The 26,422-nt window shown below is 71.6% G+C and carries 24 protein-coding genes and 1 pseudogene; 16 read left to right on the forward strand and 9 right to left on the reverse strand.

What is annotated here, in order from left to right; genetic code table 11:
* Positions 1 to 43 precede the first annotated feature (43 nt).
* A complete protein-coding gene (locus tag IFR11_RS13365; protein WP_191916486.1) occupies positions 44 to 1,351 on the reverse strand; it encodes an ABC transporter substrate-binding protein in 1,308 nt (435 codons plus the stop codon).
* 233 nt (positions 1,352 to 1,584) lie between these two features.
* On the opposite strand from IFR11_RS13365, the gene ypfJ reads away from it, so the two are divergent.
* Positions 1,585 to 2,460 (forward strand): KPN_02809 family neutral zinc metallopeptidase, encoded by an 876-nt coding sequence (ypfJ, locus tag IFR11_RS13370; protein WP_055937582.1) that lies wholly within the window; start codon positions 1,585 to 1,587, stop codon positions 2,458 to 2,460.
* Between the two features lie 106 nt (positions 2,461 to 2,566).
* Here the strand turns inward: ypfJ and IFR11_RS16895 are convergent.
* The 5 genes and pseudogenes from IFR11_RS16895 to IFR11_RS13395 form a co-directional block, all read right to left on the reverse strand.
* Positions 2,567 to 3,089, reverse strand: a pseudogene (locus IFR11_RS16895) (copper resistance CopC family protein); the annotation flags it as partial.
* Between the two features lie 2 nt (positions 3,090 to 3,091).
* Positions 3,092 to 3,841, reverse strand: a complete 750-nt coding sequence (locus tag IFR11_RS13380; RefSeq protein WP_191916488.1) for a YcnI family copper-binding membrane protein — start codon at positions 3,839 to 3,841, stop codon at positions 3,092 to 3,094.
* 65 nt (positions 3,842 to 3,906) lie between these two features.
* Entirely contained in the window at positions 3,907 to 4,509 is a 603-nt protein-coding gene (locus tag IFR11_RS13385) for a hypothetical protein (protein WP_055935380.1), read from the reverse strand.
* Positions 4,510 to 4,617: 108 nt separating this feature from the next.
* Positions 4,618 to 5,871 (reverse strand): wax ester/triacylglycerol synthase domain-containing protein, encoded by a 1,254-nt coding sequence (locus IFR11_RS13390; protein WP_191916489.1) that lies wholly within the window; start codon positions 5,869 to 5,871, stop codon positions 4,618 to 4,620.
* Between the two features lie 119 nt (positions 5,872 to 5,990).
* Positions 5,991 to 7,079, reverse strand: coding sequence for a VanZ family protein (locus tag IFR11_RS13395; RefSeq protein WP_055935375.1), 1,089 nt, complete (start codon positions 7,077 to 7,079; stop codon positions 5,991 to 5,993).
* Between the two features lie 79 nt (positions 7,080 to 7,158).
* Between IFR11_RS13395 and IFR11_RS13400 the strand changes: the two genes are divergently transcribed.
* The 3 genes from IFR11_RS13400 to IFR11_RS13410 all read left to right on the forward strand — a co-directional run bounded on the left by IFR11_RS13400 (position 7,159) and on the right by IFR11_RS13410 (position 10,693).
* Positions 7,159 to 8,013: a serine hydrolase domain-containing protein gene (locus IFR11_RS13400; protein ID WP_191916490.1), complete on the forward strand. Its 855-nt coding sequence runs from the start codon at positions 7,159 to 7,161 to the stop codon at positions 8,011 to 8,013.
* 166 nt (positions 8,014 to 8,179) lie between these two features.
* A complete protein-coding gene (locus IFR11_RS13405; protein WP_191916517.1) occupies positions 8,180 to 10,222 on the forward strand; it encodes an APC family permease in 2,043 nt (680 codons plus the stop codon).
* A 102-nt stretch (positions 10,223 to 10,324) separates the two neighbouring features.
* Entirely contained in the window at positions 10,325 to 10,693 is a 369-nt protein-coding gene (locus tag IFR11_RS13410) for a PLD nuclease N-terminal domain-containing protein (protein ID WP_191916491.1), read from the forward strand.
* Between the two features lie 32 nt (positions 10,694 to 10,725).
* Here IFR11_RS13410 and arfB read toward each other — a convergent pair whose 3' ends face one another.
* Complete coding sequence (arfB, locus tag IFR11_RS13415) at positions 10,726 to 11,163, reverse strand: alternative ribosome rescue aminoacyl-tRNA hydrolase ArfB (RefSeq protein WP_055832130.1); 438 nt, start codon at positions 11,161 to 11,163, stop codon at positions 10,726 to 10,728.
* Between the two features lie 265 nt (positions 11,164 to 11,428).
* On the opposite strand from arfB, the gene IFR11_RS13420 reads away from it, so the two are divergent.
* The 8 genes from IFR11_RS13420 (at position 11,429) to IFR11_RS13455 (ending at position 20,525) form a co-directional block, all read left to right on the forward strand.
* Positions 11,429 to 11,593: a hypothetical protein gene (locus IFR11_RS13420; RefSeq protein ID WP_156459319.1), complete on the forward strand. Its 165-nt coding sequence runs from the start codon at positions 11,429 to 11,431 to the stop codon at positions 11,591 to 11,593.
* Complete coding sequence (kdpF, locus tag IFR11_RS13425; RefSeq protein ID WP_191916518.1) at positions 11,593 to 11,679, forward strand: K(+)-transporting ATPase subunit F; 87 nt, start codon at positions 11,593 to 11,595, stop codon at positions 11,677 to 11,679. The genes IFR11_RS13420 and kdpF overlap by 1 nt, the downstream gene beginning before the upstream one ends.
* 13 nt (positions 11,680 to 11,692) lie before the next feature.
* Positions 11,693 to 13,366 carry a potassium-transporting ATPase subunit KdpA gene (gene kdpA / locus IFR11_RS13430; protein WP_191916519.1) on the forward strand — a complete coding sequence of 558 codons (1,674 nt, stop codon included), beginning with the start codon at positions 11,693 to 11,695 and terminating at the stop codon, positions 13,364 to 13,366.
* A complete protein-coding gene (gene kdpB / locus IFR11_RS13435; protein WP_191916492.1) occupies positions 13,366 to 15,501 on the forward strand; it encodes a potassium-transporting ATPase subunit KdpB in 2,136 nt (711 codons plus the stop codon). Before kdpA ends, kdpB begins: the two co-directional genes overlap by 1 nt.
* An 11-nt stretch (positions 15,502 to 15,512) precedes the next feature.
* Positions 15,513 to 16,097, forward strand: coding sequence for a potassium-transporting ATPase subunit KdpC (kdpC, locus tag IFR11_RS13440; RefSeq protein ID WP_191916493.1), 585 nt, complete (start codon positions 15,513 to 15,515; stop codon positions 16,095 to 16,097).
* 239 nt (positions 16,098 to 16,336) lie between these two features.
* Entirely contained in the window at positions 16,337 to 18,886 is a 2,550-nt protein-coding gene (locus IFR11_RS13445) for a DUF4118 domain-containing protein (RefSeq protein WP_191916494.1), read from the forward strand.
* Positions 18,883 to 19,554 carry a response regulator gene (locus IFR11_RS13450; RefSeq protein WP_055832141.1) on the forward strand — a complete coding sequence of 224 codons (672 nt, stop codon included), beginning with the start codon at positions 18,883 to 18,885 and terminating at the stop codon, positions 19,552 to 19,554. Before IFR11_RS13445 ends, IFR11_RS13450 begins: the two co-directional genes overlap by 4 nt.
* A 59-nt stretch (positions 19,555 to 19,613) precedes the next feature.
* A complete protein-coding gene (locus IFR11_RS13455; RefSeq protein WP_191916495.1) occupies positions 19,614 to 20,525 on the forward strand; it encodes an N-acetylglucosamine-6-phosphate deacetylase in 912 nt (303 codons plus the stop codon).
* A gap of 99 nt (positions 20,526 to 20,624) precedes the next feature.
* On the opposite strand, the gene IFR11_RS13460 is transcribed toward IFR11_RS13455, so the two are convergent.
* Positions 20,625 to 21,101: a hypothetical protein gene (locus IFR11_RS13460; protein WP_191916496.1), complete on the reverse strand. Its 477-nt coding sequence runs from the start codon at positions 21,099 to 21,101 to the stop codon at positions 20,625 to 20,627.
* 262 nt (positions 21,102 to 21,363) lie between these two features.
* Between IFR11_RS13460 and IFR11_RS13465 the strand changes: the two genes are divergently transcribed.
* The 4 genes from IFR11_RS13465 (at position 21,364) to fdhA (ending at position 25,157) form a co-directional block, all read left to right on the forward strand.
* Positions 21,364 to 22,605, forward strand: coding sequence for a SufS family cysteine desulfurase (locus IFR11_RS13465; protein WP_191916497.1), 1,242 nt, complete (start codon positions 21,364 to 21,366; stop codon positions 22,603 to 22,605).
* On the forward strand, positions 22,602 to 23,063 hold the full coding sequence (gene sufU, locus IFR11_RS13470; RefSeq protein ID WP_191916498.1) for a Fe-S cluster assembly sulfur transfer protein SufU: 462 nt from the start codon (positions 22,602 to 22,604) through the stop codon (positions 23,061 to 23,063). Before IFR11_RS13465 ends, sufU begins: the two co-directional genes overlap by 4 nt.
* 243 nt (positions 23,064 to 23,306) lie before the next feature.
* Positions 23,307 to 23,750: a hypothetical protein gene (locus IFR11_RS13475; protein WP_055832149.1), complete on the forward strand. Its 444-nt coding sequence runs from the start codon at positions 23,307 to 23,309 to the stop codon at positions 23,748 to 23,750.
* A gap of 189 nt (positions 23,751 to 23,939) precedes the next feature.
* Complete coding sequence (fdhA, locus tag IFR11_RS13480) at positions 23,940 to 25,157, forward strand: formaldehyde dehydrogenase, glutathione-independent (protein ID WP_055832152.1); 1,218 nt, start codon at positions 23,940 to 23,942, stop codon at positions 25,155 to 25,157.
* A gap of 268 nt (positions 25,158 to 25,425) precedes the next feature.
* Here the strand turns inward: fdhA and IFR11_RS13485 are convergent, their stop codons facing one another.
* A complete protein-coding gene (locus tag IFR11_RS13485; RefSeq protein WP_191916499.1) occupies positions 25,426 to 26,403 on the reverse strand; it encodes an SRPBCC family protein in 978 nt (325 codons plus the stop codon).
* Positions 26,404 to 26,422 lie beyond the last annotated feature (19 nt).

A 26,422-nucleotide genomic window follows, 5' to 3' on the forward strand; every position in this document is an offset into this window, starting at 1 on the left:
CCAGGCCGCGGTCATCGATCTGTCGCTTCGAGTGGTGGGCGGATCAGCCGACGAAGGCTTCGCCCGCGGCCTGCATCTGCGCCAGACCGTCGTCGACCGAGACGTTGCCCGACAGGATCTGCACCAGGATGGGGCGGATCTCGTTGGTCAGGTCGGCCAGGATGGGCGACACGATCGGGGGCATCGCCGCAGCGATCGAGTCGTTCGCCGCCTCACCGTAGGGCGAGTTCTCCGCGGTCACCATGCCCTCGCGGGCGGGGTAGGCCGCAGGCACCGACGCGGTCGAGGCGTCTTCGCTGACGGCCGAGGCCATCATGACGAACAGCATGTCGTGGTCGAGCGCCGTGTTGAACGGGATGGACCATCCGTCGATCGACAGGCGGTTGTAGGCGTACGGTGCGTCGGCGGTGACCTTCGGTGGGGCAGCGAACGCGAACGAGTCCGCGAGGTTGCTGTTCGTCGAGAGCGTCAGGTCGTTCATCCGGCCCGAGAACATGATCGACATCGCCGCGGTGCCGTTGTACATCTGCTGCTGCACCTTGGGCTGGTCGAACGTCGCGACCTGCGGGTCCATGTACGGAACGAGCGACAGCATGCCCTCGATCGCCTGCTTGGCCTCGGGGCCGTCGAGGGTGACCTCACCCGACTCGTCGACGAAGTCGCCGCCGAGGGAGTTCATCGCGGCCTGGAAGCTCGTCGAGACGTCGGCGGTGGCGAGCCAGGGCAGCGCCACCGGGTACTGCATCTTTCCGGAGGCGCGAATGGCCTCGGCCGCGCTGACGACATCGTCGAACGTAGTCGGGATCTCGAGGCCGAGCTCGTCGAAGACGTCGGCGCGGTAGGCCATGACGAACATCTGCGCCTGCATGGGCAGGGCGTAGAGCTTGCCGTCGTACGACATGCCGGTGCGCATCGACTCGCTGATCTCATTGAGCCCGTACTGGTCGGCGTACTTCGCGAACAGGTCGTCGAGGGGGACGAGCTTCTCCTCGGTCGCGAGACCCGGGATGACGAAGCCGTACGTCTCGACGATGTCGTAGGTGCCGGTGTCGCCCGAGAGCGTCGCCGTCGTCTTGGTGACCTGCCCGCCGAAGTCGATCGGGTCGTGCTTGACCGTCACGTCGTCTTTGGTGCAGCTGGAGACCATCGTGTTCGTGAACGGGTCGATGGCGGAGGAGTTGTATGCGAGCACGTTGACCGTGGTCGCGGATTCGGGTGCGGTGTAGTCGCAGCTGACCTCGGTGGCGTTCTCGTTCCCCGTACGGCTGCCCGCGCCGCATCCGGAGAGGGCGAGTGCGCCCAAGGCCACCGTGGCGACGAGTGCGAAAGCACGCGTTCTGGTGGATGACATGGCCAAACCGTATACGTATGCACAGCCATTAGGGAAGCCTTAGTGCACACAACCGCGGGTAACGATCTCATTTCGTGAATACGTATGAGCGAAATACGGCGAGAACGCGCGCTACGCGAAATCTTACGAGCAGTGGGGGCAGGGGTGGACAGTGCGGCGCGACGACGAGCGCGCCGATCGCGCCGAGCACCAGCCCTGTCGTCACGGGCGTCGCGCCCGTTACGGTGTCGGACGTGACCTTCAACGACAACGCCCGCGTCGGCAACAACACCGCCAAGCGCCGCGGCGGCACGATCGCCGCGGTGGGCGGTGGAACGGTCGGCCTCGGGGCGATCGTGGTGCTGCTCTTCTCGCTGTTCACCGGCACCGACCTGACCGGGCTCATCGGCGGCGGCCAGGCGCCCGCGGCCCCCGCGGGTGGGGGTGAGGCCCTGACGAGCTGTGAGACGGGCCAGGATGCCAACACCGACGACTCGTGTCGACTGGCGGCCGCCTCGCTCAGCGTCGACCAGTTCTGGCAGGAGCGCCTCGACGGGTACACCCCGCCGCAGCTGATCATCGTCGACGGTGCCACCTCGACGCAGTGCGGCACGGCCTCGAACGCCACCGGGCCCTTCTACTGCCCGCCGGAGCAGACGGTCTACGTCGACCCCACGTTCTTCGCCCTGCTGCGCGAGCAGTACGACACCACGGCGGGCCCGCTGGCCCAGCTGTACGTGCTCGCCCACGAGTACGGCCACCACGTGCAGAACCTCACCGGCGTCATGGAGCAGTACCCGAACGACGGCACAGGTCCCGACAGCAACGGCGTGCGCACCGAGCTGCAGGCCGACTGCTACGCGGGGGCCTGGGTGGCCGCGGCGGGCGAGCAGGTCGACGAGGACGGCACCCCGTACCTCGAGCCGCCCACGCAGCAGCAGATCACGGATGCGCTGGCCGCGGCCTCGGCCGTCGGCGACGACCACATCCAGGCGGAATCGGGCGGGGCGATCAACCCTGAGAGCTGGACGCACGGCTCGAGCGAGCAACGTCAGCGCTGGTTCGACACCGGGCGTGAGGGCGGCGTGAACGCCTGCGACACGTTCTCGGTGCCGGGGCAGAGCCTGTAGGTCGCGCCCCCGGCGCCCGGGTGCGGCATCCCACTCGACACGTTTCCGCGAACGGTGGCCGGGGAGCAGCGCTCCCCGGCCACCCCCTCACTCCTCCCCCCGGCCNGAACCACGACGCCGCCACCGACCAGGAGCCCCACCGTGAGGCCCGACGGTCCGCCGGTCTCGGATGACGCGGACTCGGCCGGCGCAGCCGCGGAGCCGACGGCGCTCGCACAGGGCGAGTCGTCCGAACCCACGGACGTGCCCGCGGCGGTGGAGGTGAACGGGAAGGTCCCCGAGACCGGGTGCCCGTCGGACGACACCGCGCGCCACTCGACCGTGTAGTCGCCGGGTGCCCCCAGCTCGACGGGCACGCTCAGCGTGGGCCCGGCGAGCGCGACGCAGTCGGCCTCGTAGTGCCGGCCGTCGGGTCCCAGCACGACGACGATGTTGCCGCCGTCGTACCCCAGCAGATTGGCGCTGAAGTCGAGGGTGACCTCCGACACCGTCGACACCGTGTCGCCGGAGGCGGGCGAGGTCGAGACCAGGCTGTCGTGCGCCGACGCGGCCTGAGCCCCGCCGAGCACGGCGCCCAGCGCGATCGCCGCGACCGCCAGGGAGCGCCCGAGGGCGCGCGGTGCCCGCACGGTCAGCTGCGCTTCGGGCGACGCGACAGGGCGAGGGCGCCGAGCACCGCTCCGGCGGCGGCGACGATCAGCGCGGCGATGCTGAGTCCCAGCGCGACACCCGACGATTCGGATGCCGAGCCCGAGGCCGACGAGGCCTCACCGGCGTCGTGCTCGTGCGACGGCGCGGCGGACGCCGTGCCGTGGCTGTGCGCGCCCGTGGGAGGGGTGTCGTTGATGTAGAGCACCGGAGCCGGCTCGAGCGTGTCATCGGCGGCGACCTCGTCGGGCGTCGCGGCCCAGTCGACGACCGATCCGTCGGAGTAGGTCTGCGCGGCGGGCAGCACCACGTGACCGGTGTCGGGCACGGGTCCCAGCACGGCCGAGAAGACCTGGAACTGGTCCTGACCGATGCCGACGCCGGGGTCGGCCTGCCACACGATCTTCAGCGCGGCGTCGGTGAGGGTGTTGCCGTCGACCTCGACGGGCGCGGGCAGGGCGCCCTTCTCGACCGTGGCCGTCCAGCCCGGGACGGGCTGCACGAGCACGGCGCTCAACGGTGTGTCGGTGGGCAGGGTGACCTCGAGCTTGACGGTCGACGCCGTCTCGGACTCGGTGGGAACGCGGAAGTTGACCGTGGCGTAGCTGCCCGGGGTGGCGGTGTCGGGGTTGACGGTGACGTGCGCGGATGCCGCGAGGGGGACCGCGATCGCGAGGGCCGCGCCGGCGGCGAGGCCGACGAGGGCACGACGAAGGAAGGGGGTACGGGACATGGTGCTGCTTTCTGACGCTGCGCGCGCGACAGTGTCGCGTCGCGCGAAAGGATGAGGGTTCGAGGTCACGCCGCGAGCGGCGGACCCCGATGCCTCATCACCGACAGCACGGCGATACCCGTCGCGCGAAGCGGCGGCTCGGCCGCCGGGGCGGGAACGCTCACCGCCACCGGAGGCGACGCGACCGGCCGCAGGGCGCGGAAGGTCGCGAGCAGGAAGCCGGCGATGGCGCGCAGCGCGCGCTCGCCCGTTCCCAGAGCGAAGATCGTGAGCGCCGCGGCGCACGCGTGCGCGACCCACATCCACGGCGAGTGCCCGCTGTGGTCGGGGGGAAGCGAGCCGGAGGCCGCGGCATCGAGGAAAGAGGTCACCGCACCGTGGTGGCCCACCGGTGCGGCGGAGCCGCCCCCGCGCAGGTCGAGGGCGAGCAGTCCGTGGAACACCGCCTGGCTGAGCACGACGGCGAGCGAGAGCCGCCGCCACGACAGGGAGCGGCCGGCCAGGAGCACGCACACGGGCGCGGCCAGGCACAGCGCCACCGCGATGTTCATCAGCGACGGCAGTTCAGCGGCGACGGAGGCGTGCGAGACGGTCGCGACGAAAGTCGCCAGGGTCGCCGCAGCGACTCCGCGTCCTGCGCGCTGGGCCCGCCCCGCTCTCGACGACATGCGCCTCCTTCTCGAAAAGCCTAAGTGCCCCGCGACCGGGCGGGTGCCGCCCCGCGCGCTCAGCGGCGCCGACGCCGAGCGATACGCGACCGTCTCAGCGCGCGCCGCTCACCGCGTGCCCGCGCGCAGGGCGTCCCACGTGTCGTGCGCGGCCTCGGCCAGCAGTTCGACGTCGGGCACGGCCTCGGGGTCGACGCAGAACCCCACCCCGAGCCAGCGGTCGTTCGAGATCGCGGCGACGCGCAGGGCGTGCCTCGGCCCCGGTTCCGACGACGTGTACACGTGGCCCACCCGGCGGCCGGCGACCGATACCGCCACGCGCGGCCCGGGCACGTTCGAGATGGCGAGAGCGAACTCGCGCGGGTCGTCGGCGAGACCGCGCAGCAGCGCGCCGGCCGACCCGGCCGCCGCGAGCGCGTGGAACAGCTCGTCGAGGGCGCGCGCGTCGTGCGCGTGCTTGCGGGCGCGGGTCTGGGCGCTGAGCAGGTCGAGCCGGCGCAGGTCGTCGGGCTCGTCGAGATGCAGGCCGACGTCGACGAACGAGTCGCGATTGCCGGATGCCGCGGCGTCCTCGCCGCGTTCGTGCAGGCTCACGGGAACCTGGGCGTTGAGCCGCGGCACGTGCCCGTGGTGCACGAGGCGGCGTCGCAGGGCCCCCGCGATGACCGTGAGCAGCACGTCGTTGATCGTGGCGTGGTCGGCGCGCGAAGCGCCGACGGCGCGTGCCTCGGCGAGCGGCACGTCGACGAAGGCGAGGGCGCGGCGCGCGCTGATCGGGCGGTCGAACGGGGAGTGCGAGCCGGGGTGAGCGAGCTCCCGCGCGAGGGTCATCGGCATCCGTTCCCATTCGCTCCACCGCGTCGGGCGGGCGTCGGGATCGCGCAGGCCGACCTCGTGCGCCGGGGCGTCGTGCGGCTCGAAGATCACCGCCTCGAGGAAGCGCACGGCCGTGAGCCCGTCGGCGAGGGCGTGGTGCAGGCGCACCGCCACCGCCTCTCGACCATCGGCGAGGGGCCCCACCAGGTCGATGGTCCACAGCGGGCGGGAGCGGTCGAGGGGCTCCGACATGAGCCGGCCCACGACCGCCCGCAGCGCCGCAGGGTCGTCGGCCGCGTGACGGCGCACGTGTTGCGCGACATCGACGTCGGTCGCCTCGATCCACGCCGGTCCGTCGCCGTCGTCGACGACCACCTGGAGCCCGCGCGGGAACGCCGACAGTCGGGCGGCGACGCTTTCACGCACCGCCTCGAGATCGAGGGCCTCACCGGGCTCGAGCAAAAGCAGCTTCAGCGCATGCCCGCGCACGACATCGGACTCCAGCGCCAGGATGCGTGCATCCGCGGCCGACAGCGGCTCCCTCATGTGGTTACGGTAGCGGGCGGTCCGCGGCGTCGGTCGGCGCGGCCTCACTCGTGTCCCACCGAGGGGCAAAACTCGGTGCACGCGCACGCCGTCGTCGACGCCGCACAGACCGAGCCGGGTCACCCGGATGCGCTCGTGTCGACCGAGGGACTCACCACCCCGGCCCGATCGTCGACCAGGCGCCGGCGACCGATCCAGCCGGTGAGGCCGCGGCCGTCGGGCCAGACCACGAGAAGTGCGCCGGTCACCAGCGCCAGCAGGAACGCCGCGATCGACCACGGCGCCGGCAGCGCCGCGAGCACCGCGTAGGCGCCCGCCCCGGTGAGGAATCGCAGCGGGCGGGCGGCCCAGACCGGCAGGATGCCGTTGGTGAACCGCACGCGCGTCGCGAGGTCGCCGATCGACCGGCCGGTCACCAGCACGACCCCCAGCCAGAGCGCCGCGCCCGCCACCGTCCCGGCCCACGAGGCCGCCTCGTCGGTCGCCAGGGTGGCCGACTCGCCGAGCAGCAGCACCGTGACCGCCTGCACGAGCACCGACACCGCGACGCCGACGAGCGAGATGCCCACGACGTCGCAGACCAGTCCCAGCAGACGGCGGCGGCGGGTCACGGGGCGGGGCACCTCGGCATCCGGGCTCTTCGCCACCCCTCGGTGCGCCGCGGGCACCGCGAAGGCGACCAGCGAGCCGAGCAGGGCCCCCGAGGTGTTCACGATCAGGTCGTCGACGTCGAACACGCGGTACGCGCAGGGGAAGAGGCCCCACACGCCCGTCAGCTGCGTCGTCTCGATGAGTGCCGAGGTCGCGAGTCCCACGAGACCGGCGACCAGGATGCCGCGACCCCCGAGCACCCGCAGGAAGAAGCCCAGCGGCAGGAAGAGCAGCACGTTCAACGCCACCTGCAGCACCGTCGGATCGGTCAGGTAGCGCCCCGACACGGCGACGGCGGCGCGGATGTCGTCGACGAACTCGAACGGCCGCAGGTTGACTCCCGCGCAGCGATAGAGGTCGTCGTCGGGCAGAGGAATGAGCGTGTACGTCCAGATCGCCCAGAAGTACACCGCCGCCCCCGCCCAGAGCAGCGTGCGCCAGAGCGTCAGACCCCCGCGGCGCCGGTAGCTCACGGCGACGAACGGCACGAGGGCGAGCACGGCGACCACCCCGCCCGCGATGACGGCGAGCAGCCCCGAGCCCACGATGTCGTTCACCCCGCGATCCTAGAGACCAGTGCGGCGTCGCCGCCCGACGACCCCGCGGGTTGACACGGCCCGCCCGTAGCCTGGGGGGATGACCCCGGCCCACGACCTGCGCGCGGCGCTCGTGCGCCACATCGACGACACCGGCTTCGGCGCCCACGGGCTGCACGTGCGCGTGGGCGACGACGTCGCCGAGCACCGCTGGACGCCCGACGAGCGCGAAGAGATCCACTCGGTCGCGAAGGCCGTGTGCGTGCTCGCGGCGGGGATCGCCGCCGCGGACGGGCTGCTCGATCTCGACGAGCCCGTCGCGGGCATCGTGCCCACCGCCGCGCCGGACGTGACCGTGCGCCACCTGCTGTCGATGTCGAGCGGCATCGACCTGCCGTGGTCGCCGACGATGATGACCGACTGGCCCGACCTCGCCGCCGAGTTCCTCTCGCGCCCGTCGCGCGGCCGCGTGTTCCAGTACTCGAACGCCAGCACGTACACCGCGATGCACGTGCTGGCCCACCGCACGGGCGACGTCGAGGAGTACCTGCGCCCCCGGCTGTTCACCCCGCTCGGCCTCGCCGACCTCGCCTGGAAGCGCTGTCACAACGGGCGCATCCTCGCCGGCGAGGGCCTCGCCCTGCGCACCGACGAGATGGCGCGCCTCGGCCTGCTGGTGCGCGACCGCGGCGTCTGGCAGGGGGAACGACTCGTCCCGGCCGAGACGGTGGATGCCCTTCACTCGGCCTGGATCGACACCGGCAGCCAGGGCGACGGGTACCGTCGCTACGCCCTGGCCGGGTGGGACGGACCCGGCGCCGCGTGGCGGCTGCACGGGGCGTACGGGCAGATGATCGTCTTCGCCGGCGACGCCGTCGTGACGATCGGCGCCGACGACCACGCCGGCGCCGACGCGGTCGCGGCGTTCATCGCCGAGGCGGCCGCCCCGGCCTGACCCACGGTTCGCACCTCGAGCCGACCCGGCACCGTGTTGTCGCGTTGATCACGGTCTGACTGCCATGCGATGAACGACGTGCGCGTCGGATTGCGCCGCCCGTCCAGTGCGCGTAGTGTCACGCGCCGTGACTGAAGAAAGTCGCGAGCCCGGCGTCGAGACGCCGATGGCCAAGCGCATCCTTATCGGCGAGCCTTTGACGTCGGAAAAACTCGACGACCAGCTCCTGCCCAAGAAGATGGCGCTGCCTATCTTCGCCTCCGACGCGCTCTCCTCGGTGGCGTACGCCCCGCAGGAGCTCCTGATGATCCTGCTCATCGGCGGAACGGCCCTGCTGACCCTCAGCCCGTGGGTCGCGGTCGCCGTCGTGGTGCTCCTCATCGTGGTGGTGCTGAGCTACCGGCAGCTCATCAAGGCCTACCCCTCGGGCGGCGGCGACTACGAGGTCGCCAGCAAGAACCTGGGCGAAGTGCCCGGGGTGGTCGTGGCCGCGGCCCTGCTCGTGGACTACGTGCTCACGGTGGCCGTGTCGGTGGCATCCGGGGTCGACAACATCATCTCGGCACTGCCGGAACTCAACCCGTTCCGCGTCGAGATCGCCGTCGGCTTCGTGATCCTCATCGTGATCGTGAACCTCCGCGGCGTGCGCGAGGCATCGAGCGTCTTCGCGATCCCCACCTACCTGTTCATCGGGTCGGTCGGCGTGATGATCGTCGTGGGCCTCGCCCGCACGTTCCTCGGCGACGCTCCCGAGGCCTCGAGCGCGAACTACGCCGTGCAGGCCGAGTCGCTCACCCAGGCGGCGCTCATCCTGCTCGTGCTGCGCGCCTTCTCGAGCGGCTGCTCGGCGCTGACCGGGGTGGAGGCGGTGTCGAACGGCGTCCCCGCGTTCCGCAAGCCCAAGATCCGCAACGCGCAGACGACGTTGAGCCTCATGGGCGGCATCGCCATCGTGCTCTTCGCGGGTCTCACCGCTCTCGCGCTGATCTCGGGCGTGCACTACGCCGAGAATCCCTGCCACCTCATCGGCTTCGACTGCGCCAACAACCCGCAGCCGAGCCTCATGGCGCAGGTGGCCGCGGCGACCTTCGGCATGGGCAGCATCCCGTTCTTCATCATCCAGGCCGCCACCGCGTGCGTGCTGCTGCTGGCCGCCAACACCGCCTTCAACGGCTTCCCGCTGCTGGGCGCGGTCCTGGCCCGCGACGGCTACGCCCCGAAGGCGCTCAACACCCGCGGCGACCGCCTCGTGTACTCGAACGGCATGATCATCCTCGGCATCGTCGCCATCGGCGTGCTGATCGTCTACCAGGCCAACCTCACCACGCTGATCCAGCTCTACATCATCGGCGTGTTCGTGTCGTTCTCGCTCGGGCAGATCGGAATGGTGCGGCACTGGCGGCGCGCTCTGCGCGAGTTCAAGCTCCTGCCCGCCGAGGCGGCGAAGCAGCAGTCCGCGGCCATCGAGCACCGCTCCGCGATCTCGGGCCTGTGGATCAACTCCGTCGGCGCCGCGATGACGGTGCTGGTGCTGCTGATCGTCACGGTCACGAAGTTCACGCACGGCGCCTGGCTGGTGTTCATCGCCATTCCGATCCTCGCCGTGCTGATGATCGGCGTGAACCGGTACTACCGCGACGTCGAGCACGAGATCCAGATGGACGACACCGTGCACTTCGGCTCGTCGGGCGACGTGGCGATCGTGCTGGTGAACCGCCTGCAGAAGCCCACGTCGAAGGCGATCGACTACGCCCTGGCCGCCAACCACGACAAGACCCTCGCCGTGCACGTCGCGATCACCGAAGAGGAGTCGGCGAGGCTGCAGCGCGACTGGGCCGAGCACGAGGTGCCCATCCCCCTCGTGATCATCGACTCGCCGTACCGCACGTACACCTCGCCGGTGTCGACGTTCATCAAGAAGTACCGCGAGAAGAACGGCTCGGCCATCGTCACCGTCTACCTGCCGCAGTATATCGTGGGGCACTGGTGGGAGTCGATCCTGCACAACCGGCGCTCGCGTCGCCTGGCGCACCAGCTCATGCTCGTGCACGGCGTCTCGATCACCCTCGTGCCGTGGCTGCTCGACTCGTCGGAGGTCATCTACGGTCGCCGCTCCCGCCCCCTGCCGGGCCAGCAGCGCGGCGGCCAGCCGGTGGACAACACCCCGACGCCGCGTTCGCGCAAGGCGCCGCCCCCCTCGGCATCCTGAGTCCCGTCCGACGCCCCCGCCCTCGTGGTGGGGGCGTCGGAGTTCGGCCCGCCCGCGACACGTCGGTGGACGCGGCCGCGACTCTGCGACAGGGTGGATGCCATGCCAGTACTCGCCCTGCTGACCGTCGCCGTCCTGGTGATCGCCCTGGTCGACGTCATCACCCGGCGCGACGACCAGGTGAAACATCTGCCGAAGTTCGCGTGGATCTTCTTCATCGTGCTGCTGCCGCTGATCGGCTCGATCCTGTGGTTCGCGCTCGGTCGCGAGTACGAGGCGCGCTCCGCGCCGATGTCGTTCGGCGACCCGCGCCGCTGGCAGAAGGACACGCCCGCACCGGCAGCGCCGAGCGCGTCCCGCACCACCGAGCAGCAGATCGCCGACCTCGAGCGCGAGATGCACCTCGCCGACCTCGAGGAGCAGGTGCGCCGCCGCCGCGCCGAGGGCGGCTCCGGGGGCACCGCCGACTGACGCGGCGGAGCGGCCGGGCCGGCCCTCCGACCTCAGTCGGTCGGTCGCCGACGCATCCGCTTCACGTCGGTGCGGCGCTGCTTGGCCTGAAGGCGGCGCTCCTTCGAGCCCCGCGTCGGCTTCGTCGCGCGGCGGGGAGGGGCGGGCGGCCGCACCGCCTCGGCGAGGATCGCGGCGAGCCGGTCGCGCGCGGCGTCGCGGTTGCGCGCCTGCGCGCGGTGCTCCGACGCCGCGATGGTCAGCACGCCGTCGACGAGGCGGTTCCCCAGGCGGTCCAGGACCCGCTCGCGCTGCGCGCGCGACAGAGCGGTCGAGGCCACGGCATCCCACATCACCTCCACCCGAGAGTCGGCGGTGTTCACTCCCTGCCCGCCGGGGCCCGACGAGCGCGAGAACCGCCACGACAGCTCGGACGCGGGGATCACGAGCGTCGCCGTGACCGCGACACCGGGACCGTCGGACGCGAGCATGACTCCATCATGCGCCCGGGCTACTGCGCTGCGCGCGCACGACTCCTGCAACCCCCACCCCACCGCGCGGCCGCGAGCCCCGACACCGCGTTCTGCCGGAGTCGTGCAGCCCCCGCGTAAGCGCGCCGTATGCGTCCGCCGCACACCCGTAGGGAAACCGTGAGGACGCCCGGATGCCGAACCTCCCGCCGGTTGTATCGGAACACGTGCCGCCCCGCGGCGCCCGCGGTCCGCCCGCGGTTCTGTTCTCGATCCTGGAGTCGTCGTGCTCGATGCCGTCTTCCTCGCCGCGACCGTCGCGATCTTCGCGCTGGTCGCCCTCGTCGCGAAGGGGGTCGAGAAGCTGGGCCCCGAGGTCCGCGCCTCGTCTCCTCGCCCCACCCCGCCGTCTGCCCCGACAGCCCGCGAGAACAGCGGGGACCGGCCGTGATGTTCTTCACGATCCTCGCCGCCGTGCTCGCGGCCGCCGCCGTCGTCTACCTCGTGGTCGCCCTCGTCCGCCCCGAGAAGTTCTGACATGGACGTCGGAATGATCTGGTCCATCGTGTTGACCAGCCTCACCCTCATCGTCGCCCTGGGACTGGCGTACCGCCCCCTCGGCGACTACATCGCCCGCATCTACACCGGCGCGCGCGACCTCGCCGTCGAGCGGGGCGCCTACCGCCTGATCGGCGTGGACCCCCGCAGCGCGCAGACCTGGCAGGCCTACCTGCGCTCGGTGCTGCTGTTCTCGTTCGTGGGCGTCGTCCTCGTCTACGCGATCATGCGGTTGCAGACCGTGCTGCCCTTCTCGCTGGGTCTCGAGGCACCGGGCGAGGCACTGTCGTTCAACACCGCGGCGTCGTTCGTCGCGAACACCAACTGGCAGTCCTACTCGGGCGAGACGACGCTCGGCTACACCGTGCAGTTCGCGGCGTTGACCGTGCAGAACTTCGTGAGCGCCGCCGTGGGCATCGCCGTCGCCGTCGCCCTGGTGCGCGGGTTCGCGTATCGCCGCAGCGGCGTGATCGGCAACTTCTGGGTCGACCTGGTGCGCGGCACCTACCGCCTGCTGCTGCCGTTCTCGATCGTCGCGGCCGTCGTGCTGCTCGCGGGCGGCGTCATCCAGAACCTCAACGGCTTCACCGATGCCACGACCCTCACGGGAGCCGCCCAGTCGATCCCGGGTGGGCCGGTGGCCTCGCAGGAGGCGATCAAGCTCCTCGGCACCAACGGCGGCGGGTTCTTCAACACCAACTCCGCCCACCCGTTCGAGAACCCGACGCCGTGGACGAACCTGTTCGAGATCTTCCTCATGCTGGTGATCCCGTTCTCGCTGCCCCGCGCCTTCGGGCGCATCGTCGGCGACAACCGCCAGGGATACACGATCCTGGGCGTGATGGGGGCGATCTTCGTGGCCTCCACCGCCCTGATGACGTGGGCCGAGCTCGCCGGCGCCGGCACCGCTCCCCAGCTCGCGGGCGGCTCGCTCGAGGGCAAGGAGGTGCGCTTCGGCATCTTCGGCTCGACGCTCTTCTCGTCGACGAGCACGCTGACCTCGACCGGCGCGGTGAACTCGATGCACGACAGCAACACCGCCCTCGGCGGCATGATGCCGATGATCAACATGATGCTCGGCGAGGTCGCCCCCGGCGGCGTCGGCTCGGGGCTCTACGGAATGCTGATCCTCGCCGTGATCGCGGTGTTCGTCGGCGGGCTGCTGATCGGCCGCACCCCCGAGTACCTGGGCAAGAAGATCGGGCCGCGCGAGATCAAGCTCGCGAGCCTGTACATCCTCGTCACGCCCACCCTGGTGCTGGCCGGGACCGCGCTGAGCTTCGGGGTTCCCGGCATCCGGGACGACGTGGAGTCGACCTCGATCCTCAACCCGGGCGTGCACGGTCTGAGCGAAGTGCTCTACGCCTTCACCTCGGCGGCGAACAACAACGGCTCGGCCTTCGCCGGCCTCACCGCCAACACCCCGTGGTTCACCACCGCGCTCGGTGTGGCGATGCTGCTCGGACGCTTCCTGCCGATCGTGTTCGTGCTGGCGCTGGCCGGTGCCCTCGCGGCACAGGATGCCGTGCCCGCCACCGCCGGAACCCTGCCGACGCATCGCCCGCAGTTCGCGGGTCTGCTCGCCGGCGTCGCCGTGATCGTCACGGCGCTCACCTACTTCCCGGTCCTCACTCTCGGACCCCTCGCCGAAGGACTTGCCCGCTGATGTCCACCCTCACCCACGCTCCGGCCCCCGCCGCCGATCCCGAGCAGCCCACCCCGCGGCGTGCGTTCAGCGCCGCCCAGGTCGTCGCCGCCCTTCCGGGGGCGGCCAAGAAGCTCAACCCCGCGGCGCAGTGGCGCAACCCCGTGATGTTCCTCGTCTGGGTGGGCGCGGCTCTGACCACGCTCATCGCTCTCGCCGAGCCGTTCCTCGGAGGCGGCGACACCACGCTCCCCGCCGGTTTCACCTGGGGTATCGCCGTCTGGCTCTGGCTCACCGTGTTCTTCGCGAACATCGCCGAGTCGGTCGCCGAGGGCCGCGGCAAGGCGCAGGCGGCGACGCTGCGCAAGACCCGCACGACCACCTCGGCCCGCCGCGTCGTCTCGTACTCCGCCGAAGACCCCTCGGCATCCGCCGCCGCGACCGAAGACGTCCCCTCGGGCGACCTGCGCCTCGGCGACGTCGTGCTCGTCGAGACGGGCGAGCTCATCCCCGGCGACGGCGACATCGTGCACGGCATCGCCACGGTCGACGAGTCGGCGATCACCGGCGAATCCGCCCCGGTCGTGCGCGAGTCGGGCGGCGACCGCAGCGCCGTCACCGGCGGCACCCGCGTGCTCAGCGACCGCATCGTCGTGAAGATCACCTCGAAGCCCGGTGAGACGTTCGTCGATCGCATGATCGCGCTGGTCGAGGGCGCTTCGCGTCAGCGCACCCCCAACGAGATCGCGCTGAACATCCTGCTCGCGAGCCTGTCGATCGTGTTCGTGATCGTCGTGCTGGTGCTGAACCCCATCGCCTCGTACGCGGCATCCCCCGTCTCGATCCCGGTGCTCGTCGCACTGCTGGTCTGCCTCATCCCCACGACCATCGGCGCCCTGCTGAGCGCCATCGGCATCGCGGGCATGGACCGCCTGGTGCAGCGCAACGTGCTCGCCATGTCGGGCCGCGCCGTCGAGGCCGCGGGAGACGTCACCACCCTGCTGCTCGACAAGACCGGCACCATCACCTACGGCAACCGTCGCGCGTCGGCGTTCGTCGCCCTGACGGGCGTCGGCGGGCCGGAGCTCGCGGAGTACGCCTCGCTGTCGTCGCAGGCCGACCCCACGCCCGAGGGCGTGTCGGTCGTCGAGCTCGCGGCAGCCCAGGGGATCGTCGCCGACCTGCCCCGGGGTGCGGAACCCGTGCCCTTCACGGCGCAGACCCGCATGAGCGGCCTCGACCTGGTCGACGGCACGCAGGTGCGCAAGGGCGCCGCGTCCGCCGTCGTGGCCTGGCTCGCGGCATCCGGAGCCCCCGTCGCCGAGGCGTTGCGCGCGAAGCTGCAGAGCGAGACCGACGCCATCTCGCAGTCGGGCGGAACGCCGCTGGTCGTCGCGACGCTCTCGTCGGGCGTCGGCCGCGTACTTGGCGTCATCCACCTCAAGGACGTCGTCAAGGACGGGCTGCGCGAGCGGTTCGGCGAGCTGCGGGCCATGGGCATCCGCACCGTGATGATCACGGGCGACAACCCCCTCACCGCCAAGGCGATCGCCGCCGAGGCCGGGGTCGACGACTTCCTCGCCGAGGCCACGCCCGAAGACAAGCTCGCGCTCATCCAGCGCGAGCAGCAGGGCGGCAACCTCGTCGCGATGACCGGCGACGGCACGAACGACGCCCCGGCGCTGGCTCAGGCCGACGTGGGCGTCGCGATGAACACGGGCACTTCGGCCGCGAAGGAGGCCGGCAACATGGTCGACCTCGACAGCGACCCGACCAAGCTCATCGACATCGTGCGCATCGGCAAGCAGCTGCTCATCACGCGCGGCGCGCTGACGACGTTCTCGCTCGCCAACGACATCGCGAAGTACTTCGCGATCATCCCGGCGATGTTCATGGGCGTGTTCCCGGGCCTCGCGGTGCTGAACGTCATGCAGCTGTCGTCGCCGGCCTCGGCCGTGCTCAGCGCGATCATCTTCAACGCCGTGGTCATCATCGTGCTCATCCCCCTGGCGCTGCGCGGAGTGAAATACCGCGCGGCCAGCGCCTCGAGCATCCTCAGCCGCAACCTGCTCGTGTACGGGCTCGGCGGCGTCCTCGTCCCCTTCGTCGGCATCAAGCTCATCGACCTCGTCGTGAGCCTGCTCCCCGGTTTCTGAAAGGCCCCGTCATGCGCACCACCCTGCGGACCACCGGCGTCGCCGTCCGCGCGATGCTCGTCTTCACCGTCGTCCTCGGCGTCGGCTACATGCTGCTCATCACCGCGATCGGCCAGGTCGCCCTGCCGTTCGCGGCGAACGGGTCGCTCATCCGCTCGGCCGACGGGAGCGTTCAGGGCTCGCAGCTGGTCGGCCAGTCGTTCCAGGATGCCGACGGCACCGCCCTGCCGCAGTACTTCCAGTCGCGTCCCTCGGCCGCGGGGTACGACTCCTCGGCCTCGACGGGGTCGAACCTCGGGCCGGAGAACAGCGACCTCATCGCCTCGATCCAGGAACACCAGGCGGCGTTCGACGCCCTGAACGGTGCCGGCACGATCCCCGCCGACGCGGTGACCGCCTCGGGCTCGGGCCTCGACCCCGACATCTCGGTCGCGAACGCGCAGCGCCAGGTCGAGCGGGTCGCCGAGGCCCGCGGCATCCCGGCATCGGAGGTGTCGACCCTCGTCTCGGAGCACACCCTGCCCCGCGATCTCGGATATCTCGGCGACCCGCGCGTCAACGTCGTCGAGCTCAATCGCGCGCTCGACGCCCGATGAGCGACGAGAATCGCTGACATGGCTCTCGTCGTGGTCCCCGCCGTCGCGCTCCGTGCGCGACGGCGGGTTCGCGTGCGTCGCCCGTCGGGGCAACCCCGGTCGAGTGTCCGGAACACGCCGCTGGCCGCGCGCGGATGCGGCGTGTCGTGGACACTCGACGGGGTGTCGCCGCCGCGGGACCGGGCGATCCCCGCCACGGGGTCGGACACCTCGCGCGACCGACGCCACGGGAGCGCCTCGTGAGGCGCGGGCATCTGCGTGTGCTGCTCGGGGCCGCGCCCGGCGTCGGCAAGACCTACGAGATGCTCGAAGAGGGGCGCCGGCTCGCCGCCGAGGGCCGCGACGTCGTCATCGCGATCGTCGAGACGCACGGCCGCGCCGCCACCGCCGCGCAGGCCGAGGGCCTGGAGACGCTCCCCCGCCGCGCCGTCGAGCACCGCGGGGTGGCGCTCGACGAGATGGACCTGGATGCCGTCCTCGACCGGCGCCCCGCGCTGGCCCTGGTCGACGAGCTCGCGCACACCAACGCCCCGGGCTCGCGCCACGACAAGCGCTGGCTCGACGTCGACGCGCTGCTGTCGGCCGGGATCGACGTGATCACCACGCTGAACGTGCAGCACATCGCCTCGCTCAACGGCGTGGTCGAGAAGATCACCGGGGTCGTGCAGCGCGAGACGGTCCCGGATGCCGTGGTGCGCGCCGCCGACCAGATCGAGGTCGTCGACCTGGCGCCGCAGTCCCTGCGCGACCGCCTGTCGGCCGGGTCGGTGTACCCCGCCGAGCGCATCGACGCCGCCCTGTCGAACTACTTCCGTCTGGGCAATCTCACGGCGCTGCGCGAACTGGCCCTGCTGTGGCTCGCCGACGAGGTGGACTCGGCCCTGCAGCGCTACCGCGTCGAGCAGGGCATCGAGGGGTCGTGGCAGGCGCGCGAGCGCGTGGTCGTGGCCCTCACCGGCGGCCCCGAGGGCGAGACCCTGCTGCGCCGCGGCGCGCGGATCGCCGCCCGCTCGGCCGGAGGCGAGCTGCTCGCCGTGCACGTGTCGACGCAGGACGGCCTGCGGGCGAGCACGCCCGGCGCCCTCGACGCACAGCGGGCCCTCGTCGAGCAGCTCGGCGGCTCGTACCACCAGGTCGTCGGCGACGACGTCGCCACCGCCCTCGTAGACTTCGCGCGGTCGGTCAATGCCTCGCAGCTCGTGATCGGCGTCAGCCGCCGCGGACGGCTGGGCGCGGCCCTCACCGGTCCCGGCATCGGCGCCACCGTCATCCGCGCCTCCGGCGACATCGATGTGCACATCGTCAACCACGCGCGCGCCGGCGGGCGGTTCGCCCTCCCCCGCCTGACCGGGCCCGCGCTGAGCGCGAAGCGTCGCATCCTGGGGTTCGTCACCGCGCTCGTGGGCGGCCCCCTCATCTCGCTCCTTCTGCTGTCGACCGGTTCCGACGACTCGATCACCACCGACGTGCTGGCGTACCAGCTGCTCGTGGTGATCGTGGCGCTGATCGGCGGCATCTGGCCGGCGGTGTTCGCCGCGGTGCTGTCGGGCGTGACCCTCGACTTCCTCTTCATCGCGCCGCTCTACACCGTCACCATCAGCGATCCCGTGCACGCGATCGCCCTCGTGCTCTACGTGATCATCGCGATGCTGGTGAGCATCGTCGTCGATCAGGCCGCCCGTCGCGCCCGCGCCGCCCGCCGCGCCTCGGCCGAGGCGGAGCTTCTCGCCACGGTCGCCGGCAGCGTGCTGCGGGGCGAGAGCGCGGTTCCCGCCCTGATCAGCCGCGCGCGCGAGGCGTTCGGTCTCGCGGGCGTGCGCCTGATCACCGCCGACGGTCAGGTCATCGCCACCGACGGCGAGCCGGTGCGCGACGGTCGGTCGACCACCGTGCCGGTGGGTGCCGACCGGGCGATGCTCGAGCTGCACGGCCGCGATCTCGACGCGAGCGAGCGCCGACTGCTCGACGTGGTCGTCGCGCAGCTGGCCGCCGCCCTCGAACGCACCGACCTGGCCGAGACCGCCGCCGAAGCCGGAGCCCTCGCCGAGACCGACCAGGTGCGCACGGCCCTGCTGTCGGCCGTCAGCCACGACCTCCGCCGACCCCTGGCGTCGGCCGTCGCGGCCCTCGGGGGGCTTCGCGCCGCCGGCGACCAGCTCTCCGACAGCGACCGCCGCGAACTGATCGAGACCGCCGACGAGAGCCTGGCGACGCTGTCGCTGCTGGTGACCGACCTGCTCGACGTGAGCCGCGTGCAGGCCGGGGTGCTCGCCGTGTCGCTCGCCCCCGTCGACGCGGCCGACGTCGTGATCGCCGCCCTCGACGAGCTCGGCCTCGGTCCCGACGAGGTGGAGCTCGCGCTCGACCCCGACCTGCCGGCCCTCCGCGCCGACGGCGTGCTGCTGCAGCGCGTGCTCGTGAACGTGCTCGCCAACGCCGATCGCTACTCGCCCGCGGGCACGCGGGTGCGCATCGCCACGAGCCGCCTCAGCGGCACGGCCGAGATCCGCGTGATCGATCACGGACCGGGCATCGCGGCCGAACGGCGCGACGACATGTTCGCGCCCTTCCAGCGCCTCGGCGACACCGACAACACCGCGGGGCTGGGCCTCGGTCTCGCCCTCTCGCGCGGCTTCGCCGAAGGCATGGGCGGCACCCTCACCCCCGAAGACACCCCCGGCGGCGGACTCACGATGGTGATCGCCCTCCCCGTCGAGGGCGGCGACGCGGCCGGTGCCGATCAGAGCGCGGTGTCGGTGGCATCCGCCATCCGAAGGAGGACGCCGTGAAGGTGCTCATCGCCGACGACGACCCTCAGCTGGTGCGCGCCCTGCGCATCACCCTCGCCGCCCACGGGTACGACGTCGTCGCCGCGGCCGACGGTGCCGCGGCCATCACGCTCGCCGCTCAATCGCATCCCGACATCGTGCTGCTCGACCTCGGGATGCCGCACCTCGACGGCGTGCAGGTGATCCAGGCGCTGCGCGGCTGGACGAGCGTGCCGATCATCGTCGTGTCGGGCCGCACCGGTTCGGCCGACAAGGTCGACGCGCTCGACGCCGGCGCCGACGACTACGTGACCAAACCGTTCCAGATCGACGAGCTGCTCGCCCGGCTGCGGGTGCACGCCCGGCGGGTCACGCCGGCCTCGGGCGAGGCGATCGTGCGCTTCGGCGCGGTCGAGGTGGACCTGGCCGCGAAGGCCGTGCTGCGCGACGGCACCCGCGTGCACCTGACCCCGACCGAGTGGCGCATGCTGGAGTTCCTCGCCCGCAACCCCGGCTCGCTCGTCACCCGGCAGACGCTGCTGAAAGAGATCTGGGCCAGCGAGCAGGTCGCCGACAGCGGCTACCTGCGGCTGTACATGTCGCAGCTGCGCAAGAAGCTCGAGGCCGACCCCTCGGCGCCCGTGCACCTGCTGACGGAGCAGGGGATGGGGTACCGGCTGGTGCTCTGAGGCCGGTGCGCCGCGCACGACTCCTGCCCGAGCCTCCGGCGCGAGAGGATGAACATCCCATGAGCACCAGCGAGACCGCCGCCGCGCCCCTCCCCGCCGAGGTCGTCGATCTGCACTGCCACGGCGCGGTCGGGCACTCGTTCGACGACGCCGACCTCGAGGGGCTCGCCGCCGCCGTCGCCCACCATCGCGCGCACGGAACCGCGCGGCTGCTGCTCAGCCTGGTGAGCGCCCCCATCGACCGCCTCGAGCGCCGGCTGCGCGACCTGCGCGCGGCGCTTCCCGCGCTGCCGGGCGTGGCGGGCGTTCACCTGGAGGGGCCGTTCCTCGCGCCCGCGCGCCGCGGTGCCCACGACCCCGCAGCTCTCGTGCCGCCGTCGCCCGAGGCCGTGGAGCGGCTGCTGGCGGCGGGCGAGGGCATCGTGCGCCAGGTCACGCTCGCCCCCGAGCTACCCGGGGCGATGGATGCCGTCGACGCGTTCGTGGCGGCGGGCGTCGTCGTCGCAGTGGGGCACACCGAGGCCGATCACGATGTCGCCGCCGCGGCGTTCGATCGCGGCGCGCGGCTCGTGACGCACGCGTTCAACGCCATGCCGGGCCTCGGTCACCGTGCCCCCGGCCCCGTCGGCGCGGCGCTCGGGCGCGACCACGTCGCCCTCGAAGTGATCGCCGACGGCGGTCACGTGCACCCCGAGGTCATCCGCACGCTCTTCGCGGCCGCGCCGCGACGCGTCATCCTGGTCACCGACGCGATGTCGGCCACCGGACTCGGCGACGGTGAGTATCGCCTCGGCGGCCTCGATGTCGAGGTGAAAGACGGGCGCCCCGTGCTCGCCGGCACCGACACCCTCGCCGGCTCCACCCTGACGATGGAGCGCGCGATCGAGATGGCGACGGCGGCGGGCGTCCCCCTCGACCTTGCTCGCGCCGCAGCCTCGACGGTGCCCGCGCGACTGCTCGCGCGAGGCTGAACCGTCACCGCGTCGGCGTGTCCTCGTCGTCGGCGCAGGCCTCGAACTCCGCCTGCACCCGTGCGCAGCGGCAGGCGTAGACGATCGAGTGCAGCAGCATCAACGCACTTCCCCGAGGGTGTGGCATCCGGGGCAGGGAACGGCGATGCGGTCGCCCACCCGCACGTCACCGGGGAGCACGACCCGGGCGCACGCCTCGCTGCCGTGCGCGTCGATCACGGCGAAGGGCTCGTCGTACGCGCGCGACACGCGGCCGAGCAGACGCGCTTCGCGCCACACCACGTCGAGTCCCGCGGCGCACGCATCGAGGCGCAGCGCGTCGGGTGCGGCCTGCACCACCGTCGCCACGATCACCGTCGTCGACAGCGTCGCGGATGCCACCCCACCCGACGCCGGGATGACGGCGGGTCCCGTGCACACGCAGGGCGTGCCGCAGATGTCGGCGTAACGGCCGACCGACATCGCCCGCACCGTGACGTCGTCGAGGGTGGGCACGGAACCCGCGGGCCACGCCGCGGAGTCGAAGGGCGCCGGGATGCTGGATCGGAGGGTGGGGAGCAGGGCCGTGAGGGTCATGGCATCCGGTCTACGCGCCGTGCCCGCCGCGATCCGTCGCGCTGACGGTTCTCATGCGGGACGCCGCGCGAACCTCACGCCTCCGGAGCGTGCGAAACTCCGGAGATCCCGCGCGCGGAGCGCCCGATCGGCGGTCGCACTCCCCCCGAGGCCCTGTTTCTCCGGAGTTCGGCCCGGGCCCCGATCGGTGGTCGAGGGGGAAGGCCGGACTGCGGGAGCTCCGGCAGGCCGGGGCGGACGCATCCCCGCGTAGCCTGGAGGGGTGACACTCCCCTTCGACGTCGCCGCCGTGCGCACCGACTTCCCGATCCTCGAGACCGAGATCGACGGCCGGCCCCTCGTGTACCTCGATTCGGGAGCGACCAGCCAGAAGCCGCGTGCCGTGCTGGATGCCGAGCGCGCCTTCCTCGAGCGCGCGAACTCCGCCGTGCACCGCGGTGCGCACACGCTCGCGGCCGACGCGACCGAGCTGTTCGAGGACGCACGGATCACCGTCGCCGAGTTCGTGGGCGCCGAGCCCGAACAGCTCGTGTGGACCTCGGGGGCCACGGGCGGCCTGAATCTGATCGCCGGTTCCCTCGGCTACGCGGGGCGTTTGGGCGAGGGCGACGAGATCGTCGTGACCGAGGCGGAACACCACGCCAACCTCATCCCGTGGCAAGAGCTCGCCGCGCGCACGGGCGCGCGCCTGCGCCACATCCCCGTCCTCGACGACGGCATGCTCGACATGCACGCCGCGGCCGACCTCATCGGCGAGCGCACCAAGGTCGTCGCGTTCCCGCACGTCTCGAACGTGCTCGGCATCGTGAACCCCGTCGCGAAGCTCGTCACCCTCGCCCGCGGCGTCGGCGCGCTGACGGTGCTCGACGCGTGCCAGTCGGCTCCGCACCTCGCGCTCGACCTGCCGGCATCCGGAGTCGACCTCGCCGTCTTCTCGGGGCACAAGGTCTACGGCCCCTACGGCATCGGTGCGCTCTGGGGTCGCGACGAGGTGCTCGAGGCACTGCCGCCCTTCACCACCGGCGGGTCGATGATCACCACCGTCACCCTCGACAAGGCCGAGTACCTCCCGCCGCCGCAGCGCTTCGAGGCGGGCACGCAGCCGGTGTCGCAGGCGGTGGCGCTGGCCGCCGCGGTGCGCTGGCTCGGCGAGCACGATCTCGCCGCCGCTCACGCCCACGAGGCGACGCTCGAAGCACGCATGCGCGAGGGACTCCGCTCGATCGACGGCATCCGCCTGCTCGGAGACACGGATGCCGCCGAGCGCATCGCCCTGCAGGCCTTCGCGGTCGACGGCGTGCACGCGCACGACGTGGGCCAGTTCCTCGACTCCCGCGGCGTGGCCGTGCGCGTCGGTCACCACTGCGCACAGCCGCTGCACCGCCGATTCGGCCTGACGGCGTCGGTGCGCGCGAGCGCCGCCATCCACACCACGGAGGACGAGATCGACACCTTCCTGGATGCCGTGTCCGGCGTTCGCGGCTTCTTCGGGGTGAGCGCGTGAGCGGCCTCGAATCCCTGTACCAGGAGCTGATCCTGGACCACGCGAAGAACCGCCGCGGTTTCGGCCTCGCCGAGCCCGGAGCCCGCAGCGCGACCGTGCACCAGCGCAACCCCATCTGCGGTGACGAGATCACCCTGCGCGTGGAGCTGTCCGACGACGGCGAGCGCGTGGCATCCGTCACCTGGGAGGGCGCGGGCTGCTCGATCTCGCAGTCGTCGGCGTCGATGCTCGTCGCGCTGCTGCAGGAAGACGGCGGCGACGACGGGATGCCGCGCGCCGACGCCGATGCTCTCATCACGCAGTTCCGCGAGGCGATGCGCTCGCGCGGCAAGATCCCCCTCGACGAGGAGACGTTCGCCGACGCCGCCGCGCTGTCGGGGGTGTCGAAGTACACCGCGCGCGTGAAGTGCGCGATGCTCGCCTGGGTCGCGCTCGAAGAGGGGCTGCGGCTGGCCTGAGTCGCGTTGTGGACGCGCACCCCCGCGGCTCCACGCCGGGGCCGGCCCGCCCAGCCCGGCGCAGCGCGGCGCAACCTCAGCGATCCGCCCAACCTCAGTGGCATCCACCCCATCGCCACTGACTTTGCGCAGATCCGTGAGCGAGCGCGCCTCGCGCGGCGCCTCGCGCGCCGTCGCGCACGGCCCTGTATCCGCGCCGACAACGGCGCTATCCTGCCCGCAGACAGACGAGAGGTGGATGCCATGGCAGCAGGCGGAGCAGGATTCAGCGACGAAGAACGTACGGCGATGAAACAGCGCGCCGAGGAGCTCAAGGCCACGAAGGGGCTCAAGGGCGCGGCGAAGCTCGAGAAGGAGAACGAGGCCTGCCTCGAGGCGATCGACAACCTCGAGGGCGTCGACCGGGCGATGGCCGAACGCCTCCACGTCATCGTGCTGGAGGAGGCGCCGCACCTGAATCCGAAGACTTTCTACGGCTTCCCGGCCTACGCGAAGGACGGCAAGGTCGTCGTCTTCTATCAACCGGCGTCGAAGTTCAAGACGCGCTACGGCACGGTCAGCTTCGACGACACCGCGCACCTCGACGACGGTCCGATGTGGCCGGTGTCGTTCGCGGTGGTCGAGGTGACAGCCGAGGTCGAGAGGGCCGTTCGCGACGCCGTCCGCCGGGCCTCACCCTCGGAGTAGACGGGTCGCGCGGATGACGCATCGAGTGGCGTCTCGCGCCATCCCTTGACGTTCCGGTCATCGGCGTCTTGGCTGAGGGCACCCCCGCATCGCTCACGGCCGAATCCGGTCGCACGTCGCGTCGGGTGTCGCTGCGGGTCCGCCCACACGACGCGACCAGGTCGGGTCGACCGGCCGGAGAGGACGACGATGTCCGGTAACAAGGCAGTGGCGTACAAAGAACCCGGAGTGGTGGAGGTCATCGATACCCCCTACCCCGAGTTCGAGCTCAAGGACGGCCCGGGCGTGAACCCGGCGAACGTCGGCCGGAAGGTCCCCCACGGCGCGATCCTGCGCACCGTCTCCACGAACATCTGCGGCTCCGACCAGCACATGGTCCGCGGTCGCACCACCGCCCCCGCGGGTCTCGTGCTGGGCCACGAGATCACCGGGGAGGTGATCGAGGTCGGTCCCGATGTCGAGTTCGTCAAGGTCGGCGACATCGTCTCGGTGCCCTTCAACATCGCGTGCGGCCGCTGCCGCAACTGCAAAGAGGGCAAGACCGGGATCTGTCTGAACGTGAACCCCGACCGCCCCGGCAGTGCCTACGGATACGTCGACATGGGCGGGTGGGTCGGCGGGCAGGCCGAGTATGTGCTCGTCCCCTACGCCGACTGGAATCTGCTGGTCTTCCCCGACCGCGAGCAGGCGCTCGAGAAGATCCTCGACCTGACGATGCTGTCCGACATCTTCCCCACCGGCTTCCACGGCGCCTACACGGCCGGCGTCCGCCCGGGATCGACCGTGTACGTCGCGGGCGCGGGTCCGGTCGGCATCGCCGCGGCCGTCGGCGCGCAGCTGCTGGGCGCGGCGGCGGTGCTCGTCGGCGACCTCAACGCCGAACGCCTCGCGCAGGTGCGGTCGCTGGGATTCGAGAGCGTCGACGTGTCGAAGGGTGACCCGCGCGACCAGATCGACCAAATCCTCGGCACCCCCGAAGTGGATGCCGCGGTCGACGCGGTCGGCTTCGAGGCGCGCGGGCACGGCTCCGACTCATCGCACGAGGCCCCGGCGGCGGTGCTGAACTCACTGTTCGAGGTCACCGCAGCCGGTGGCGCCCTCGGCATCCCGGGCTTGTACGTGACGGGCGACCCGGGCGGGGTCGACGACGCAGCGAAGGTCGGTTCGCTCTCGCTGCGACTCGGCCTCGGCTGGGCCAAGTCGCTGACGTTCACGACCGGCCAGTGCCCGGTGATGAAGTACAACCGGCAGCTGATGATGGCGATCCTGCACGACAAGGTGCAGATCGCGAAGGCCGTCAACGCCACGCCCATCAGCCTCGACGACGCGCCCCAGGGCTACGCCGACTTCGACAAGGGCGCCCCGCGCAAGTACGTGCTGAACCCGAACGGGTACATCAAGAGCTGAGGCGAGGCCGGAGCTCGCAGAACGGCGCCTTGCTCGCAGACTTCCCCGCGGAATCTGCGAGGTTCGCGTACTTCTGCGAGCTTCGGCGCGCGGGTCCGCGAGAGCCCGTCTGCGGGCGGGATGCCGCAGCCCCGAGGCCGCGGCATCCGTTCGCGGAACGTCGTCAGCCGGGCGGGTCCCCCCGCCCGATCAGCACGACTCCTGCACATCCGACGCGCCACGGCCTCTTCCGCCGAGCGACAGCCGATCTGCAGGAGTCGTGCACCGGCTACGCCAGGACGACGCGCTCCATCCTCTCGAAGCTCTGCTCCATGCCGTCAACCATGCCGGTGGAGAGGACGGCGTCGCGGGTCGCGGCATCCGGGTACTCGATGAGCAGCGTCACGAGGGTGGCTCCGTCTTCCTCGTAGAACGACAGATCGTTCGTGGTCGAGGGGTACTCGGTGCCGGTCATGTGCTCGGTCTGCACGATGCGGCGCGGCTCGTCGATGAGCAGGGTCTCGCCGTCGAAGCCGAAGCCCTCGCCCTCGGTACCGGCCTCGGGTTCCCACGCGAGGCGGTACCGACCGCCCACCGAGACGTCGACCTCGCTGACGGTCATACGCCAGCCGTCAGGGCCGAGCATCCACTGCCGCATGAGCGCGGGGTCGACGTGCGCGCGCCACACCAGCTCGCGCGGGCCGTCGATGAGGCGCGTGATGCGCACGTGCTGGTCGCCGAGCACCTCGAGCTGCGTGCCCGTGCCCTGGGCGAACTCGCGGAGTCCGAGCAGCAAGGCGTCGAGCTGGTTCATCGCGAGGGTGGAGCCCTCGACGGCACCCATCGCCACGACCTGCTCGAGGGCCTCGGCCGAGGCGAAGTGGCTCACGTTCGTCAGCCGTGAGCCCTCGGGCGTGGCCTCGAACGAGAAGACCATGCGCATCGACGGCATCCCCTCGATCGGGTCGCCGTTGTCGTCGGCGAAGGAGTCGATGACCTCGAATCCGCGCGGTTCGTCGATGCGCGTGAACTCCCACGCCCCACCGGCGTGCTGACCCTGGGGCGAGGTCATGTGGTACTTCGCATGCCCGCCCACCGAGAAGTCGAACGCGTCGAAGGTCGCCGGCCAGCCGGGAGGACCCCAGAACCGCTCGAGCTGGCGCGGCTCGGTGAACACGGCCCACAGGCGCTCGGGACCGACGGGGAAGTCGGCGACCAGGCTCATGGTGAGCGCTTCGGTGTCGCTCTCGACGGATGTGACGGGCATGACGGACTCCTTCGTCGGG

This window comes from Microbacterium sp. CFBP 8801 (genome assembly GCF_014839455.1).
Taxonomy (GTDB): Bacteria; Actinomycetota; Actinomycetes; order Actinomycetales; family Microbacteriaceae; genus Microbacterium.

What these genes read in the sequence shown, in the direction of transcription:
- kdpA (WP_191916519.1), top strand. Translation starts at nt 11,693, where the DNA reads ATGATCTGGTCCATCGTGTTGACCAGCCTCACCCTCATCGTCGCCCTG.
- IFR11_RS13410 (WP_191916491.1), top strand. Translation starts at nt 10,325, where the DNA reads ATGCCAGTACTCGCCCTGCTGACCGTCGCCGTCCTGGTGATCGCCCTG.
- fdhA (WP_055832152.1), top strand. Translation starts at nt 23,940, where the DNA reads ATGTCCGGTAACAAGGCAGTGGCGTACAAAGAACCCGGAGTGGTGGAG.
- IFR11_RS13460 (WP_191916496.1), bottom strand. Translation starts at nt 21,101, where the DNA reads ATGACCCTCACGGCCCTGCTCCCCACCCTCCGATCCAGCATCCCGGCG.
- IFR11_RS13485 (WP_191916499.1), bottom strand. Translation starts at nt 26,403, where the DNA reads ATGCCCGTCACATCCGTCGAGAGCGACACCGAAGCGCTCACCATGAGC.
- kdpF (WP_191916518.1), top strand. Translation starts at nt 11,593, where the DNA reads ATGTTCTTCACGATCCTCGCCGCCGTGCTCGCGGCCGCCGCCGTCGTC.
- IFR11_RS13380 (WP_191916488.1), bottom strand. Translation starts at nt 3,841, where the DNA reads ATGTCCCGTACCCCCTTCCTTCGTCGTGCCCTCGTCGGCCTCGCCGCC.
- kdpB (WP_191916492.1), top strand. Translation starts at nt 13,366, where the DNA reads ATGTCCACCCTCACCCACGCTCCGGCCCCCGCCGCCGATCCCGAGCAG.
- IFR11_RS13455 (WP_191916495.1), top strand. Translation starts at nt 19,614, where the DNA reads ATGAGCACCAGCGAGACCGCCGCCGCGCCCCTCCCCGCCGAGGTCGTC.
- kdpC (WP_191916493.1), top strand. Translation starts at nt 15,513, where the DNA reads ATGCGCACCACCCTGCGGACCACCGGCGTCGCCGTCCGCGCGATGCTC.
- IFR11_RS13475 (WP_055832149.1), top strand. Translation starts at nt 23,307, where the DNA reads ATGGCAGCAGGCGGAGCAGGATTCAGCGACGAAGAACGTACGGCGATG.
- IFR11_RS13400 (WP_191916490.1), top strand. Translation starts at nt 7,159, where the DNA reads ATGACCCCGGCCCACGACCTGCGCGCGGCGCTCGTGCGCCACATCGAC.
- IFR11_RS13365 (WP_191916486.1), bottom strand. Translation starts at nt 1,351, where the DNA reads ATGTCATCCACCAGAACGCGTGCTTTCGCACTCGTCGCCACGGTGGCC.
- arfB (WP_055832130.1), bottom strand. Translation starts at nt 11,163, where the DNA reads ATGCTCGCGTCCGACGGTCCCGGTGTCGCGGTCACGGCGACGCTCGTG.
- IFR11_RS13405 (WP_191916517.1), top strand. Translation starts at nt 8,180, where the DNA reads ATGGCCAAGCGCATCCTTATCGGCGAGCCTTTGACGTCGGAAAAACTC.
- IFR11_RS13390 (WP_191916489.1), bottom strand. Translation starts at nt 5,871, where the DNA reads ATGAGGGAGCCGCTGTCGGCCGCGGATGCACGCATCCTGGCGCTGGAG.
- IFR11_RS13385 (WP_055935380.1), bottom strand. Translation starts at nt 4,509, where the DNA reads ATGTCGTCGAGAGCGGGGCGGGCCCAGCGCGCAGGACGCGGAGTCGCT.